Origin of the sequence: Halovenus marina, assembly GCF_051414115.1 — an archaeon.
Taxonomy (GTDB): Archaea; Halobacteriota; Halobacteria; order Halobacteriales; family Haloarculaceae; genus Halovenus; species Halovenus marina.
Map to the genome: position 1 here is coordinate 41799 of NZ_JBLKNZ010000002.1, position 16166 is coordinate 57964.

The following is a 16166-nucleotide window of genomic DNA, read 5'->3' on the forward strand; positions in this document are numbered from 1 at the left end:
ATCTCAAGCCCTTGAAAACCAGAGATATCGAGGTTTCCAGAAACGCGGAAAGGACACGCCACGGCTTATCATGAAGGCAAGCAAAACCACCAATATGACAACTGAACCGGGACGACAACCAACGCTGTACAGTTCATCGGGTGACAGATGAGTACTCGCTTGACGCATGTGCCGTTGGATATCGAAACGGCTGGGTTCGATACAACCGCGGAAGTGACCGTCGTTGGATTCACATTACCGCTCGGCAATCGAATCTTCCTGAACACTGGTGGCCGTGAAGTCGACCCCACTAACATCGAAGCCCAGTTGACCGCGACGTTCGAGACGGAGATCCAGCTCAGTGCCCATCAAACTGAGAGAAGCCTGTTGGAAGGTGTAGCTGAATTCGCTGCCGAAAAGCTGGCTCCGCGTGATTATCTGTTGATCGCGTACAACGGCGAGCGGTTCAACGGCGGCTTTGACCTCCCATTCCTCCGGACACGATACACGCTGCAAGACCACAAATGGCCGTTCGATGGTCTCCCCTACGCAGATCTGCTCCCGGTTATCCAGAATCGATTCAATACGAGTATCGACGGGGAAGAACAGAACGGACTCGTCAGCGCATATGACACGCTCGTTGGTGGGAATCTCACTAAGTGTGACCCATTCGATGAGAGCGAAGAAGCCGTAATAGCGTTCGAGACTGGAGCGTTCGAGCAACTCCTCGCACACAATCTCGCGGATATTCTCCGAACAAAAGCGCTCGCATCACTCGCAGAACAATACTGTGGCAAGTCCGAGTTTAATCTCAAATCGCTCACACCCTCGGCACGTGACCCAGACTTGACATCCCCTTGAGATCCTCGCGTCGCTAACTGCGTTTCCCTGCCGATATTCCCCGAGTGCATCCGTCGAACATACGTCGATATACCTAATACACTTGCAGACAAACAAATACACATGCCCATCGACATCGAGACGTTCGAGTCCTCCCCTGAAGACCGACTCCAACACAGCGGGGAGACAAACGCCGACCGCGTGATGCAGTTCCTCGCCGCCCATCCCGAACAGGCGTTCACGCAGAGCGAGATTCGGGACGCGACTAATGTGAAAGCCGGGAGCATTAGCGTCGTCCTCTCACGCCTCGAAGATCGCGGGCTCGTCCGCCACAAGGGAAACTACTGGGCACTGGGTGAGGCTGACGAGGTGGCCGCCTATGTGAGTATAGTCGAGAGCACGCGCGCCGCAAACGACCGCTTCGGTGAGGAAGACATGGACGAGTGGCTGGAACACGCTGTCGACGACGAGGAGACTAAATGAGCTATCAGCGCGGCGATGTCGTCTGGGGCCCGGATCCGTTCAAGTCGGGTGAAAATCCACGGCCGTGGCTGATCCTCAACAACGACAGCCATCCGTTCGGCGATGAGGAGTACATGACGGTCACACTAACGACGACGGCCCACGATGAAGGACTTCCTCTCGAAGACGCCAACTGGATCGAGGGTGGGATGCCAAACAGAGCTACGCCTCACCGTGGGCAGTCGCATCACCGAAGCACGCCGCGATCGTTCGGCGTCAGGGTCGCCTCGAAGAGTCGTTCGTCCAGACGGTTGTCGATGCTCTCGGATCCTATCTTGAACCACCCACCGGGGAATAATGATATTTCGGGTAGTGTCACAGTTCACAGGCGTAGGAATCAGCAACCCTGTATTAACCAACAAAACCATCAAAGAAATCAACGACAATCGCTACTACTACTGGCAGTGGCGAGATGGCGATAAAATCAAGTCCAAATATAAATCTCCAGTAAACCCTGATGAGTGAGACCCCAATAAGTTTTCTAAGGTGGGAGTGGGAACACCATCTTCAGCAATAGCGTGTCTGGGTTGCACAGCCCAGTTTTGGTAGTCGCCTCACCTTATTGTGCTACATTATCATCCGATACGGCTCTGTTCGCTGTCTCGCCGCGTTTCCTTCGGGCTAAATAGGCGGATGCTCTGAGAACCAACTCAAACAGAGGGAATTCAATCAGTCCGAACACGATTCCAATATCGGGACTCGGAATTAGAATGCCTTCGGGGATGAGGAGCCAACTGGCGATACCGAGCAAGCCCGTACCGATTGTGAGTAAAGACGATGTCGATGGAGTACTCTGTGCAGCCTGCTACAAAATCATTAACGGGAACAGCGATGACCACAGAACGGTCGTGGAGGCAGCAGAGAATTCGGAACTGGATGTACGTGCCGACGACGATCAATTCAGTAACGCTCCCGGATTTTTCTTTATGCCTGTCGAAGACGCCACAGAACGCCAGGACGCTGCAGAAACTCTTATTGAACACTTCCGTCGATTCGGCGACTATTGGGGTGTCGATCCTGCAGAGGTCGGCACAGAAGAGTGAACACCGCCGTGACAGGCCACACCACACGCAGTCACCAATCTTTTTGAGGGTAACAAGCGGATTTCGGATGTGTCAATAAGACGGGCTCACACTATTGATGAACTCTATGAGAAAGTCGCCGATTACGACTTGGTGTTGACAACTGACGCACCACTAACTCTGGCGCTGAACCGGAGAATCGATCATCCTCGACTCGGTATATTTGCCGCGACACCACGAATATTGGCTTCAGGAGAGTTTCGTCCACGTGACGACCGAGAACTTTTTCTCGAACTCATCAACGTAACTGACATAGATTGGAAACACGCTGCGTACCTCGTAGAGAATATACTAGGCTGCTGGGAGGAAACTGGAGAACTCCGCGCCATCCTTGAATACGACCAGTTCGATACTCGCGCCACGCGCCGCGCCATCGATGTGATCGATACCGCCGATAGCGCCCACAACGACCTCGGCGATTACACGATCCCGGAGGACCAGTCTGTGGCTGTCATCGGTGAAGAGCAATTCACAGCGCTTGACCGATCGGTTCTCCCTGACGAATACGAGACGGTTGATCCATTCGGTGTCGGCAGCTTCGAATTGCCGAAGTTTCATCTCTACGAGTCCACGACCGACATCGTCGATACCGTTGTTGACAACGTGACGCCCGAGAACGCTGAAGACGTGGCCATCATCATGGATCGGGGCAGTGAGTACCCCGCGCTTGTCGAGTCTGCACTCGAGGCGAACGACATCCCGTTCTATGGCGGCCCCGGCTTCGCCGACGACGAGAGTTTGCGGACATTCATCCGCTTGTTGCGGACGGCCCACGCCGATAGACACGCGCGGCTGGGCGACGTTCGACCGATTCTTCACCATCTCGGTATCCGGCCGTCAGTCGAGGACGATAACAAACGCCTGCACGAACTCGATCATCCGGAGATCGAATCGCTCCAGCAGTTCTGTGAAACCGTTCACAACCGATCGTTCGACGAGGCACTCTCCACGTTCGAAACGTGGTGTGATCGGTCGCTAGACGCCTTCCGCGATGAATTAGAGCGGCTCGGCGTTCGCCACGCTACTGTCAGAGAAGACACGCTCGACGGTGTCGAATTCTACCTCCAGTCGTTCGACGTCCCCGTCGACCGGGACGACGCAGGCGTCCTGCTTGCGGACGCTACCGCGGCCGCCTACGTGGATCGCCCGGCTGTTTTCTATCTCGGGATGGACGCCGACTGGACGCACCGTATCCCCGACCGGCCGTGGATCGATGCCGATGCCAAGGATCGCCAGTACCTCAGACAATTCCAATTGCTCCTGCAGAACGGCAACGAGCGGTACTTCCTCGTGCAGGAGACGAGTTCCGGCGAGCCAGTAACACCGTGCCTTTACTTCCACGACCTCCTCGGCGCGGACTTCGACACGTTCGGTGACCTTCCGAGCACGTCCCACACTCGGTTCGCCAGTCGTGATGGGGACGGATTCGAGAAGGAACCGGTCAACGCTGAGCCGACGACCATCGAGACGCTCAGCCCATCGAGTCTGAGCACCTTCGCCAACTGTCCGCGCGATTATTTCTTTGATCGCGTTGTGACCAGCCCCGACCGCGATCACTTCCAGAAAGGTAATCTCTTTCACGACTTTGCCGAATTCTATGTCAATCATCCAGACATCATCGACTCGACTGCCGGAGACGAATTGGTCGACCGTATGCTGACCGAGATGCGACCCTACGTCGACGACGTCGACTTGGAAGTATTGCGTACGGAGTTCGAGATTGGTATCGAACTCATCCAGCGATTGCTTACCGATGAACCTCCGACGGAACGTGAATACGAGGGATATGGATTTCGCGAAGACTCGAACATCTTCGCTGAGCACTTCGACCAGTCGATTGATTCACCCATCACGGAGCGGTGGTTCGAGAACCCCGCTCTCGGCGGGAAAGGGAAAGTTGATCTCATTCACTCCCCATCGCAATTGGTCGATTACAAGAGCGGTAGCCACACGTCGGCCTCGAAGGTCGTCGACAAGTCGGCAATCGATGAGATCAGTGACGAACCAAATTTCCAAGCTCTCCTCTACCTTGCTCACCACAGGCGCGTCCATCCCGACGAGCGGATTCGATTCGTGTTCTTCCACTTCCTCGAGCTGGTCGACGAGGAGGTTGTCGGGGAAGCTGCCCCCGAAGACGCGTTGATCCGGGTCACATACTATCCCGAACTCTTCCACGAGTTCGCCAAGCGACGGGCAGCGTTCGACACGCTTCGAGAAGGCGTCGCCGAGAGCAACGACCGCCGCAAGACGCTTGAACGAATGGGCTACGATGTCTACCAGGCGTTCTTTGATCGCCACGACTTCCCGGATGTCAAGGACACGGACGCATTACTCGACACCGACCTCGCCGCTAAGTTCACCGAACACGCGAAGGCAGAGGTAGGTGACTACGTGTACGTGGACGATGGAACAGATTCGGTGCTGAAAGAACTCCACAGGCTACGTGGTCGGAACTACTTCGAGGACGAGGTGGATGCCTTCGAGCGATTCCTGCAGGAACAGATCGATCGAATCAACGAGTATCGTCGCTCCCGGTTCCCTGTCGGCGATCCGAACGTCGACCGCGTCGATCACCGCGACCTCATTCAAACCGATGACTGACTTCGAACCCAACGACCAGCAACAGGAGTTGATCGATGCCACGAGCGGCATTCACGTCGTCGACGCCGGTGCCGGAACAGGCAAGACGTTCACCATCACGCGTCGGTATGCGAACCTCCTGCAGCAGGACGAGACCGAACCGGACGATATCCTGCTGATCACGTTCACGAACAACGCTGCAGCCGAAATGAAGGAACGCGTCGTCGCGAACTGCGACTACTCGATGTCGGCGCTCCGGGACGCGCCTATCAACACGTTCCACGGACACTGTCACGAACTACTGCTCCGGAATGGGTTCTCGGCTCCGACACACCTCGGGATCGACGATCGGATCACGTCCTCGACGCGCCTACTCGAAAACGAGGTGGTCGAAGAAGATCGGTTCCGGGAGTTCATGTCGCAGTTCGCCGACGAGCATCCCGAACATCACGACTTCCTCCGTGTCCTCCGTGAGAACACGTCGCTGCTGGAAGTGATCCGCGAACTGGCTGCGAAAGGTATTTTCCCGACTGTCGATGGCTGGTACCGGAACGGAGAATCCTACCTCGACGGTGATTTCGAGGCTTTTGAGGAACTATTCGAGGCGGCAAACGAGCCAAACGAGGGCGCGAACGGGCCGACGCAGTCCGATTTGCGGGATGGTCTGAGTGGGTTCGAGCGCGGCCGCTGTTTCCTTCCCGACGCTCCGGCTGAGTCGGAACTCCGGGACAACTACCCGAGTATCGACCACGAGTGGGCCGAGCGTGCCTTCGACGAGGAGCGAGACGCGCTGAAGGCGTTCGTCCACGACATCTATTTCGAGTACATCGAGTTCGCGCTCCGCCAGAACTATCTGAACTTCAGTTTCCTCCAGATGTTCGCCTTCGTGTTGCTGTGTGAGGATCACGTGTTGCGGGAGGCAGTGCAGTTCGACCACGTGATGGTCGACGAGTTTCAGGACACCAGCGAGATTCAGTTCAAGCTTGCCCTGTTGCTCGCGGGAACGGACAACTTCTGCGTGGTGGGCGATTGGAAGCAGAGCATCTACGGGTTCCAGTACGCTTCGGTTGACAACATCCGTCAGTTCGAGGAACGCCTCGAGAACTACAAGCGGGAACTCAACAGCGACAGCGAGCGGGTCGCGTTTCCCGTCGACGACGTGACCGAGATCAAACTGGAGAAGAACTACCGCTCGACCCAGTCGATACTGGACTTTTCGAGGCACAGTCTCGGCTTGCCTGCGACGAGCAACGAGGAAGTCGACCTCGATATCGAGGACGACATCACACCGCTGACGGCCACCACCGACCACGACCACTCGAACATCGAGGCGTTCACGAGCGACGACGAGTGCGAGGCAATTCTGACGCGTGTGCAGGAGATCGTCGGCAATCGTGCGTACGCCGTCGAGGATGAAGACGGTGAATTGCGCCCTCCCTCCCACGAGGATATCGCGGTCTTGACCCGGACGCGCCGATTCGGTCGTGAGTTGCAGAGTGACGCCCGTGAGTACAACATCCCGGTCGCCTACGAGGGCGGTGTCGAGCTGTTCGGCACCGAACAGGCGATCCTTCTGCTGGCGTGGTTGCGCCTCCTCGAAGATCGGCATTCAGAGCGTGGTTGGGCGGTCGTGCTGGAAGAGGCGGGGTACACACTCGACGAGGTCAAGGCGATCCTCGAGAACGAGTCGTATCCGTCGAATATGCTCTCGTTCCGGGAACGACTCGCCAGCGGCGAGACTGTTGGAGGCATCGCACGGCTTGTGTTCGATCGCTACGGCTTCGAGGACGCCTACGCGGATGCACTGGTGGCGGTATTGCAGGGAACGTTCGACAGCACGACCCACAACCGCGGGGCCATCATTCGCTTTATGGAGCAGAGTCTGGAGGCCGACGCGACCCACGACGTGGACGACAACCCCGGTGGCGACTCGATAACCGTCCAGACTATCCATGCCGCGAAGGGGCTCGAGCATCCGATCGTCATTCTGGCGAACATCAACCAGTACAGCTTCCCGCCGTCGGGTGGCGGAGCCGACAGAATTCGCTATGAGGATCCGGTCGGGCTCCGGCAAACGAAAGACTACGCGGATGCTCACGGACGCCCTCACATCTATGATAACTGGCGATATCGCATCCTCTCGAAGTGTCTCAACCGTGACTACGACGAGGAGCGCCGGTTGATGTACGTCGCGATCACCCGTGCGGAGAGCCACGTCCTGTTCTCTGCGGGTCCATCGCCCAGTCCGCTCTTCGAGAACCTGCCGCTCGAGCCCGAGACAGTCGAACCTGATGTGGAGGAGGCAGGGACAGCGCGGACGGAACAGTCCCGGTTGCAGGTATCCGTTCCAGTCCCCGACATACCGGCCGGTCAGTCACCACACTCGCTGATGGACGACCACGTGTTCAGCGATGCCGACGATGGGCGAGGGATCGAGTTCGGTAATCAGGTTCACGACTTCGCAGAACAGTATGCCGAGGGAGCGGTCGTCGAACCGTCGAACGAAGACGAACGACACGTCGCCGAGTTTTTGGACTCCCTCGACGGCGAGCTACGAGCCGAGGAGAACGCCTACCTCCCGGTGACGGTCGGTGAACAGCAGGTAACCATCTCGGGAATCATCGACCTGCTCCACGTCGCTGAAGACAGGATCGACATCGTGGACTACAAGACAGACATCGGTCGCCACGCCGAATCGGAGTACCGGAAGCAGTTGAGCGTCTATTACCACGTCGTTCGGGCCGCATTCCGTGACTACCGCGTCACGACGGCACTCTTCTACACTGCTGATGGTGACCGCATCAAGATTGACCCCCTCTCAAAGGACGAGATTGCCGATTTGATCGATCGGGACTATGCCGAAGCGCAGCCTGACAGCGAGGAAGATCCCATCATTCGATAGCAAAACTCTCACACTAGCCCAAGACAGTGGGTGGTAGGAAAGTTTCTATTCCCTGCCGCGCCATTCACAAATGTGAACTGACAAATGGACACGAACGGCACGCAGAAGGCGGATTTACAGACACTCGAACGGAAGTGGATGCAGATCACGGACGTTCCCGAGTCGCCTCGCTCGCTGATGGACGTGATCGAGTACTCGCTGGGCAGTCAAAAGAAGGCCGAGGTGTACGTCAACCGGCTGATGGCGTACTTTCTCGATCCAGAGGAGCCACATGGGATGGACGCGGAGTTTCTTCGAGCGGTTCTCGATGGGCTACCGGACGAGTGTGACTTTCAGGAAGACATCCACGATCTCTCGGATGTCGTGGTGGATGATCAGGCGCAAGTTGAGAAGGTGGTCGACGGAACAACTGAGTCGCCCGGTATCGTCGATATCCTGATCGAGGTGCCGAACGAATGGTTCCTGATGATCGAGCTGAAGTTCTCGGCTAAGGATACGCAGACTGAGTTCTACTACCGCAAGGCAACACACGTGGACGGTCGGCCAAAGGCCGACTACGAGTCAGGGGAGTACTACCTGTATCTTCACCAGAGCGACCAGCCTTCCGCGAACGAATCGAACTTCGCGAACTGGACGTGGCAGGCATTCAGGAGCGACGTACTGGAACCGTTTCTGTCCGAAAACGCGGCGCGGTTTCCTCAACGGACAGTCACCCAACTGCGCGAGTTCAACGACGACATTGAGAGCATTTCAGGGATGACCGACCAACAACAGAACGAACAGGAGAAGATCGAACTGTACCTCGAACACTACGATGCAATTAGCGATGTTACTGACACGTTCGACGACCGTTGGGAGACATTTTCCGATCGCTGGGGCCGTCGGTTAGGGGAGACTCTCGAACGCGATGGCCACGGTTCAGCGTCCGACTTCGACGACGATGTGACTAGCTTCGTACTTGCGACGGACGACACGAGGCGCGGAGATTGGCGGTTTCGCACGAGCAGTTCGGACTGGGGAATGATCTTCAAAGACGGCTGGTGGCGCCACGTCGATGACCTGAGTCAAGTATTGCACAGCAGGGCTGACGACCGAAACGACGTACGAATCGGCTTCCACCATCGATTGGGCCGGAACCGTGATTTGGCACTCGGCGAGCGAACATTAAACGTCTACTTCAGGAATATGGGGGCGAATGATCAGGAGTTCATCGACGAGTTCGTCGACGCCTTCAACAGTCGGACATCCGAAATCGGCGATCTTCTGCCGCCGAGGGCGGAAATCACCGGCATAAAGGATGATATGCTGGTAGCGGCCTACGATATTGAGGTGGAAGACGACCAGTCCTTCTTTGACGCGTACATCGAGTCGCTGAATGAGGCCTTCGTTGACCTCGTAGTCGAGAACGAGGCACTGGTTTCGGTTCTCGACGACATCTACTACGAGACGATAGAGAGCGTTTATAGTGTCAGTATTCAGTCTGATTGACCACAGTACTCACAGCGGTAACGTGAGGCAGTAGTTCTCCACCTCGGGCGCCAGCGAGATAACCTGTTCCCGACGTTTCAGCTCTTGGCGACGCGTCTCGATTCGCTCTTCGAGTTTTTCGAGACGCTCACGCTGGCCCCGGATCGCGATGTCCATATCCGAGCCAGCCTCGGACTTGCGTTCGTACTCCTCGATAAAGGACTCGATGCGCTCGCGTTCGGACTGTGCGTACTCGTTGAGATTCTCGAGTTCCCGGGCAGTCTCCTCGTGACGTTTTGAACTGAGGTCGGACTTGATCTCGTTCACCCGAGCACTCACGTAGCGGTCGGCGGCTTCACGAAGTTCGTCTTCGGCGTCCACTACTGTCCGGATGTCATCCACCTCTGGTTTCGCAGATACCGTCTCACCCTCAACAACCCGCTCACCGAGTGCCTGTTGGGCATCTCGCTGCTCGGCGTCGACGAAGACGGGGATTGTCTCCTCCCGGATCACCTCTCCCGTGCCATCGTCGAACGCTACGCGATAATTGTAGGTGACTCCCGGCGTGTCGACGAACGGGAGGAGTTTGAGGCCGACCTCTCCCCGATCGGACTCCAGCACGCGTGCCATGAGTCGCTGGAGGACATCCGTGTCGGGCGCTACGAACGTGATATCCTCGTGCTCCATCGCAAATTCGCGGTCGAACGTGAACGGGCCGAAGGTCGCATCCACGTCCGGGGGTCGGATGTCCTCGGGTAATTCGGCCTGATAGAGATTGGTGCCGCGCTTCTCGAACTCGCCGCCGAAGGCCTCGACTGCCTGCTCGAAGAACTCCCGAATGTCACCGGCGCTCCCGTAGACGTCTTCGGACTCGTCGACGACCTCCTGAATCTGCCGGCGACTCTCCGCGTCGAACGTGCTGGTATCGACGAGACTCCGCTCGTACCACTCTTCGAGCGTGCGCTGGCGCTCCTCGATCAGCTCCTCGAGTTCCTCCTTGGTTGCGCTTGGCGGCTCGTCGTTCTGGATGGACTCCATAATGAGCGAGTCCACGTCGATATCGTCGAGGATTCCGAGTACGTCCGCCGTGTTGCCGAGCTTCGAGCGAATCTCCTCGACTTTGGTCTGGAGCATCTCGAAGATTTCACTCTCACGAGTGTCATCAAAGAGGAAGTTCCAGACCTTGACCTCCCTGTCCTGCCCGTAGCGGTGGATGCGGCCTATTCGTTGTTCGAGCCGGTTGGGATTCCACGGCAACTCGTAGTTCGCCATAATGTGGCAGCTGTGCTGGAGGTCGATCCCCTCGCTCGCCGCGTCGGTCGCGAACAGCAGTCGCGACTGGCCGTGATTGAACTCGTCTTCGATGCGGGCCCGCTCCTCTTTGTCGACATCGCCGTGGATGACCAGAATCTCGTCGGCCCACGGCTCGTCCTGCACAAAGTCGAGGAGGTAGTCGAGCGTATCCCGGTACTCGGTGAACAGCAGGAGTTTCTCGTCTGGTTGCTCTTCGAGGAGTTGGCTGATGAACCGCCGTACCTTCTGGGCCTTCGAGTCGACGGGTAGGTCTTCGGCGAGTGAGACGAGATCGCGGAGCGTGTCGATCTCCTCTTGGAGTTGTTCGTCGTTGCTGGCGACGGTCAGTCCGGCAATCTCGTCTTCCGCTCGCTGCTTGTCGTCCTCGTCCAGATCCTCACCGTCGAGGTAGGCCTCGGCCTCCTCGGAGAGTTCGTCCGTCGCCGTCTGTTCGTCGAGCAAATCGTTCAGCCGCCGGCGGAGCGTGGCGTGAATCGCGCCGACGCTGCTGACCAGCCGCTTCTGCATAAGCGCCATCGCGAACCCGACCGCGGGCTCGTTCAGCTTCTCAGAGCGATTGTAGACGTTCTTGACGTAGTCGGTGACGGCGCGGTAGAACTGCCGTTCGTCGTGGGTCATCGAGACGGAGACAGAGTTGACCTCCCGATCGGGGAAGATGCGCTCGCCGTCGTCGTCGTAGATGTCCGTCTTGCCGCGTCGGATCATCACACGGTCGACTGTCTCCTGCGAGAGTTCGCGATTCTCGGCGACAAGGAAGGGATCGATGTACTCGACGAGCGACCGGAATGCCTCCCCCTTCCCGTCGTGGGGCGTCGCACTGAGGAGCAGGAGTGAGTCGGAGTTGCCCGCGACGGTCTCGACCATGTTCGCCGTCTTGCTCGGGGAATCGCCCCGCTTCGCGGCCTTGTGGGCCTCGTCGACCACGACGACATCCCAGAACGCGGCTCGGAGCGAGGGCCGGAACTCGTCTTGCCGCAGGAAGGCCATGCTGGTGACGAGTTGCTGCTGGTCTTGATTCCAAATGTTTGCCTCCTCTCCGAGGCGTCGACGCTCGCCTTCGACCCACGCCCGGTCAGCGACGGTGAGATCCACATCGAAGAAGCGATCCATATCTCGGATCCACTTCTTCTGGAGGTGGGCAGGGACGACGAAGAGGACGCGGTCGGCCCGGTTTCGGGCACTCAATTCTTTGAGGATGAGCCCCGCCTCGATGGTTTTCCCGAGACCGACGTCGTCCCCGATGAGCGCACGCTGTCGAAGTTTTTTCATCACCCAGTTGACGCACGCCAGCTGGTAGGGTTCCAGCCGGACGAGCGAGTTGGAAATGCTCAGCAACTGCCCCTGCTCGTGAGCGAGCTTCAGCTTCGTCGCCTGCGTGTGGAGGTCGAACCACTGGGCAGACACGGAGTCGTGATCCGGATGAAGATCATCGAGTTGCTGCCCGGAGAGGGTCTCCAGCCCGGTTTGGTGTGGCTGGACATCGACGTCGTCCAGACAGACAGTCTTGACGCCCTCGCCGTCGATGTATGCTCGGAGATACTCGATGTCACCAACTGTCCGCGTCTGGATGACCTCCGCGGACGTGCCGTTGAGAATCACTTGTTGGCCGGGAGAGAATGTAGTGTCCGTCATCGAGTGATTCCTCGATTAAAATGTAACACGACATCTTGAATGTTATTTGTCATAGGTGATCCTACTCCCACGGTGGGTACTAAATCACATCCGTCGCCGTGGTTTGGTATCATGGCCCCGGTGAGTAAGATGCGTCAAGTGCGGCCTGATCCAAATCTTGATTCACCTCATTAATCGATAACCCGTGGTCGATGTCGTGGTCGATATATCGAAGTAGAATTTTGGCAAAAACCACACGAGCCTCTTCAGCAAGAGCGGAGGCGCTATAATTGTCGAGTTCACTGTTATTGACCTCGTCAATTGCATCCGCGAGCGATCTATCTTGATGTACAATCTCTCCTCGAACGGCATAGAGCCCCGAAAGAAAATCCCTAATTTTCTCACGGTTCCACGATAACCGATTCGACCCGTCAAGTAGGAAACTCCCACGTAGCCCGATCCGGAATGTGTAGGAAGATCCTTGTGTCCCTCTTAGAAGCGTACCTTCTAATGCGATCAAACAATCAAGGATTGCATCTTCGTCTCTCCGCTTATGGAACATCTCTTCAAATCTCACAAGGGGCTTGTCGTAGTGAGAATCCTGATCAGTAAAGTAAGATGAATATCTGTCCCAAAACGCGCTGAACCCTTTTTGATCGTCATCGAGTACTATTTCTCCGTGACCCGCCTCCCGCTCGACATTTACTTCATCAACAATATCTACAGCAATCCCACGGTATGCCAGCCAACTCGGAGACAGTATATATCCCGTTCCAAATCCGGGGTCACAGCGTGGTTTATAGTGGTGAAGGGTTCTTTCGAGAGTATCCGCTAATTCCCTCATCAGATGGTCGTGGATCTTAGCTGAAAAGTTGTCCACTGTTAGTACGGAAACAGATTCAGCATTGAGTTTAGTAGGATCCCCCCTCGATTATTCAGAATATATTCTCGGATGTTCTGCCGCCTTCTTTCGATAGTCACCCGCAGTACATTCGAGTAAGAGTAGTCTTGAGTGGGTTCCGGGAGTTGAGTGTTGGTTGGCGCATCAAATGGAGCATCGAATGTCGCTATTCCGTTCCACTCAGTATCAGAGACATCCGTTATTTCTATGTTAGAAAGGTGATATGGGCCATCGAATTGGCTATCGAATTGAAGCCCTGTCCCGAGAGTTATATCGGATCCTGCTCTAACGCCTCGTAGCGGGACAAGTATTTGATACTCCTCTCGATCTGCATAATCTGGTTCAAACTGGCGATCGTAAGCAGCCTCAAAGGCTGCATCGTCGAAATCAAAGCTGCCAGCGTAATCCAAGACAAGTCCGGCGAAGTCCCTAAGACTATCCTCTATTTTCCCCGACAGCTCTTCGTTGACTACGAATTGATTCCCTTCCCCGTCAATATCGACTTCTGGAACCATCTCAAACGGGAGCTCATCAGCAATATGTTCAGCAACAGACTCGAATTCCCCAGAATAATGTTCCCCCGGATTTCGCCTCAGCGCAAGTGAGGGACGATTAATTTCTGTAGCCTCTCGGAATCTCACTCCAGACCCGATCAGTTTGAAGACTGTGTCGGTAGGTATCTCGTCTTCACCTTGTTTTATCGAGGATATGTAGTCTCTGCAAGCAGACTTAACATCGTCGTGAATTTCGGATTTCAGAGTCATTAGCTGAATTCACCCTTGCGTGATGCTGATGAAGTCGAGTACGAACTCCTGCGGGAGGAGCCCACCGTGGTAGAAACGGGCGTCGCCGACACCCTGCTTGCTGAACCGCTTGAGCGGGCTCGCGAAGGCGCTGACGTTGGCATCGAGATAACCCAATCGTGTGCTGGCATCAAGCAGCACACCGGGCGAATCCTCATCGACGTCCTCGCCGGCAATCCACCGACGACCGGAGTCTGTCGACTCCGTCGGTCGTGAGATTTTCTCAGGGGTCATGTCGTGGGGCAGGAGAACGAACCCGTGGTCGGTCAAGACGTAGGCCTGATCCCACTCGCCCTGTTCGATCTTTGTCCCGATGAATTCGGCAAGCGAGTCGACGCGTTGGGCGAGCATCTCTTCGAGGTCGCTGAGTTCCTTCTCACCCATATTGTCGAGGTCGTTCTTGAAGTAGGCCACACGCGTCGACTGCCAGCCCTCGTCTTCCTCACGAGTGACTGTCCAGCCGTCACCATCCAGCAGCGAGTTGCGTCGGTTCGTGTCGACCTCACGGTTGTTGCGGAGCGGCTGTAGTTCCCCATCGACAATCGAGATATCGAACATCTGGACTTCCCCAGGCGTGAGAGCGGCCTTTCCGAACTCGGTTTCCGAGGGAAGCGTTCCGAGCCAGACGCTCTCCTCGACGGCGAATTCGGGTGCGTCGGCCGGCAGGGTTGAGACGTACTCGCGGAGTTCGTCCGCGAGGCGACGGGCGAGATCGAGCCGAAGAGCGTCGATGACGAACAACGCGACCGTCTGCCCGCTTTCGAGGCCGTCGGATTCCTTGGTGAAAAACTGATAGGCGTGATCCTCATTGACGAAGGGAGCGCCAGCCTCGATGGTCTCGGTGACGAGGTCTCCGAGGTCTTCGAGGTAGTCGACATACTCCGACTGGAGCTGGGTGCGGAGGTCATCGAGTGTCTCGGTTGCTGGGTGGTCACCGGGAAGGCCGGTCTCCGGTTCGCCGGAAACGACGAGGTTGAGAACGGCGTTGTCGATCTGCCACGTGCCGTCGTCCTCGTCCGCGTACAGGGAGACGACATCGTCGCTCACGCTCTCGTCCCACGTGTCGAGCTGGTGTGCGAGACGGGCCACCTCGGCGGCCTGCTCCCACGTTTGCGTCCACGGACTGTCTGGGCCGTAGGCGCCTCGGTAGTTTCCGTGGATGTCCTCGCTCCCGAGGAGGGCTTCGTATCGTTCCTCTGCTCGGTCGAGACACTCCTCGTAGTCGCCGGCTTCGAAGGACGCGTGCCATTCCTCCCAGAGACGGCGTTCGAGCGCAGCGTCGACGATACAGCTCGACAGTTCCCACGGATCGTCGATGGTATCGATGACCTCGGGCCAAATCGTCTCACCGAGGTAGTCGTCGGCGATCAGGTTAGGTGAAGTCGTATTGTTCAGCAGCGACTTGAGTTCGGGCAGGTCGTGAGCGCCGGCGGTTTCGGCACGGAATTCGTTCGGGAACTGCTCGGCATCAGCGCCGGCGTGAATCAGCCACTCTGCGACCGCCCACCGACGCGTCTGGGTTTCGATGGCCGTGGGATCGCTCTCGTCGGCGACCGCATCGACGCCCTCGCTGGTTAGCAAGTCCTTCATCTGGTCGACGGTCTGGGGGTCGTCGTCGATGTCCGCCCAACCGTTCTCCAGCACGAACGCTACCGGGTCGGTGTACCCGCCGGTGACGATCTGGGTGCGGAGTTGTTCGAGCGTCGGGAGCTGGCCGCCGGTGAGCTGGTCGTGGAGGATTCGAGCGATCTCTCGGCGCTGTTGTGGGTCGTTGGATTCGGTGGCGTTCTTCAGTTCCCACGCTTGGAGTTGCTCGCTCCCGAAGACGTGGACGGTGAGATCCTCGATGCTCATCTCCACCTCGCTCCCTGTGTGCTGGACGTCTCGGAACCAGTCGTAGTCGCCCTCTTTGTCAGCTGGTTCTTTGACGTGTGGGACGTACCAGACCTGCTCGCCGTCGACTGGGTCAGCGCGGAGTTCCAGCGGTGTTTTTTCGGCGGTCTTCAGCGGGACGCCGAGTTCGGCGCACGCCTGACGGAGGATGTCTTCGAGGTAATTGCCGTCATCCCACCAGAGAACGATCGGGTCGTTCGACTCTGCGCGGTCGAACTCCCGCCGGATGGTGTCTTTCGCAGCGTCGGGGAGGGTCTGGGTCGCTTGCATAG

General features: G+C 57.2%; 10 protein-coding genes and 2 pseudogenes. 7 read left to right on the top strand and 5 right to left on the bottom strand.

Annotated features, from left to right (window positions below):
- Positions 1-234: 234 nt before the first annotated feature.
- Complete coding sequence (locus ACMGFL_RS15480) at positions 235-714, bottom strand: hypothetical protein (protein ID WP_436936495.1); 480 nt, start codon at positions 712-714, stop codon at positions 235-237.
- A 228-nt stretch (positions 715-942) separates the two neighbouring features.
- Here ACMGFL_RS15480 and ACMGFL_RS15485 point away from each other — a divergent pair, with 228 nt between their 5' ends.
- From ACMGFL_RS15485 to ACMGFL_RS15510, 7 genes and pseudogenes are all read left to right on the top strand, one after another.
- The gene (locus tag ACMGFL_RS15485) at positions 943-1302 is read left to right on the top strand and encodes a MarR family transcriptional regulator (RefSeq protein ID WP_436936496.1); all 360 of its coding nucleotides are present in this window, start codon (positions 943-945) and stop codon (positions 1300-1302) included.
- A pseudogene (locus tag ACMGFL_RS15490) lies at positions 1299-1639 on the top strand (type II toxin-antitoxin system PemK/MazF family toxin). Before ACMGFL_RS15485 ends, ACMGFL_RS15490 begins: the two are co-directional and overlap by 4 nt.
- 62 nt (positions 1640-1701) lie before the next feature.
- Positions 1702-1806 (top strand): annotated as a pseudogene (locus ACMGFL_RS15935) (DUF6788 family protein); the annotation flags it as partial.
- Positions 1807-2189: 383 nt separating this feature from the next.
- A complete protein-coding gene (locus tag ACMGFL_RS15495) occupies positions 2190-2384 on the top strand; it encodes a hypothetical protein (RefSeq protein WP_436936497.1) in 195 nt (64 codons plus the stop codon).
- 417 nt (positions 2385-2801) lie between these two features.
- Complete coding sequence (locus ACMGFL_RS15500) at positions 2802-5024, top strand: PD-(D/E)XK nuclease family protein (protein WP_436936498.1); 2223 nt, start codon at positions 2802-2804, stop codon at positions 5022-5024.
- Positions 5017-7905, top strand: coding sequence for a UvrD-helicase domain-containing protein (locus ACMGFL_RS15505; protein ID WP_436936499.1), 2889 nt, complete (start codon positions 5017-5019; stop codon positions 7903-7905). The genes ACMGFL_RS15500 and ACMGFL_RS15505 overlap by 8 nt, the downstream gene beginning before the upstream one ends.
- Positions 7906-7989: 84 nt before the next feature.
- The gene (locus ACMGFL_RS15510; RefSeq protein ID WP_436936500.1) at positions 7990-9393 is read left to right on the top strand and encodes a PD-(D/E)XK nuclease family protein; all 1404 of its coding nucleotides are present in this window, start codon (positions 7990-7992) and stop codon (positions 9391-9393) included.
- A 9-nt stretch (positions 9394-9402) separates the two neighbouring features.
- On the opposite strand, the gene ACMGFL_RS15515 is transcribed toward ACMGFL_RS15510, so the two are convergent.
- The 4 genes from ACMGFL_RS15515 to pglZ all read right to left on the bottom strand — a co-directional run bounded on the left by ACMGFL_RS15515 (position 9403) and on the right by pglZ (position 16164).
- Entirely contained in the window at positions 9403-12318 is a 2916-nt protein-coding gene (locus tag ACMGFL_RS15515; protein ID WP_436936501.1) for a helicase-related protein, read from the bottom strand.
- A 109-nt stretch (positions 12319-12427) separates the two neighbouring features.
- On the bottom strand, positions 12428-13177 hold the full coding sequence (locus ACMGFL_RS15520) for a hypothetical protein (protein ID WP_436936502.1): 750 nt from the start codon (positions 13175-13177) through the stop codon (positions 12428-12430).
- Positions 13178-13179: 2 nt separating this feature from the next.
- Positions 13180-13962, bottom strand: a complete 783-nt coding sequence (locus ACMGFL_RS15525; protein WP_436936503.1) for a hypothetical protein — start codon at positions 13960-13962, stop codon at positions 13180-13182.
- A gap of 9 nt (positions 13963-13971) precedes the next feature.
- Complete coding sequence (pglZ, locus tag ACMGFL_RS15530) at positions 13972-16164, bottom strand: BREX-5 system phosphatase PglZ (RefSeq protein ID WP_436936504.1); 2193 nt, start codon at positions 16162-16164, stop codon at positions 13972-13974.
- Positions 16165-16166: the final 2 nt, after the last annotated feature.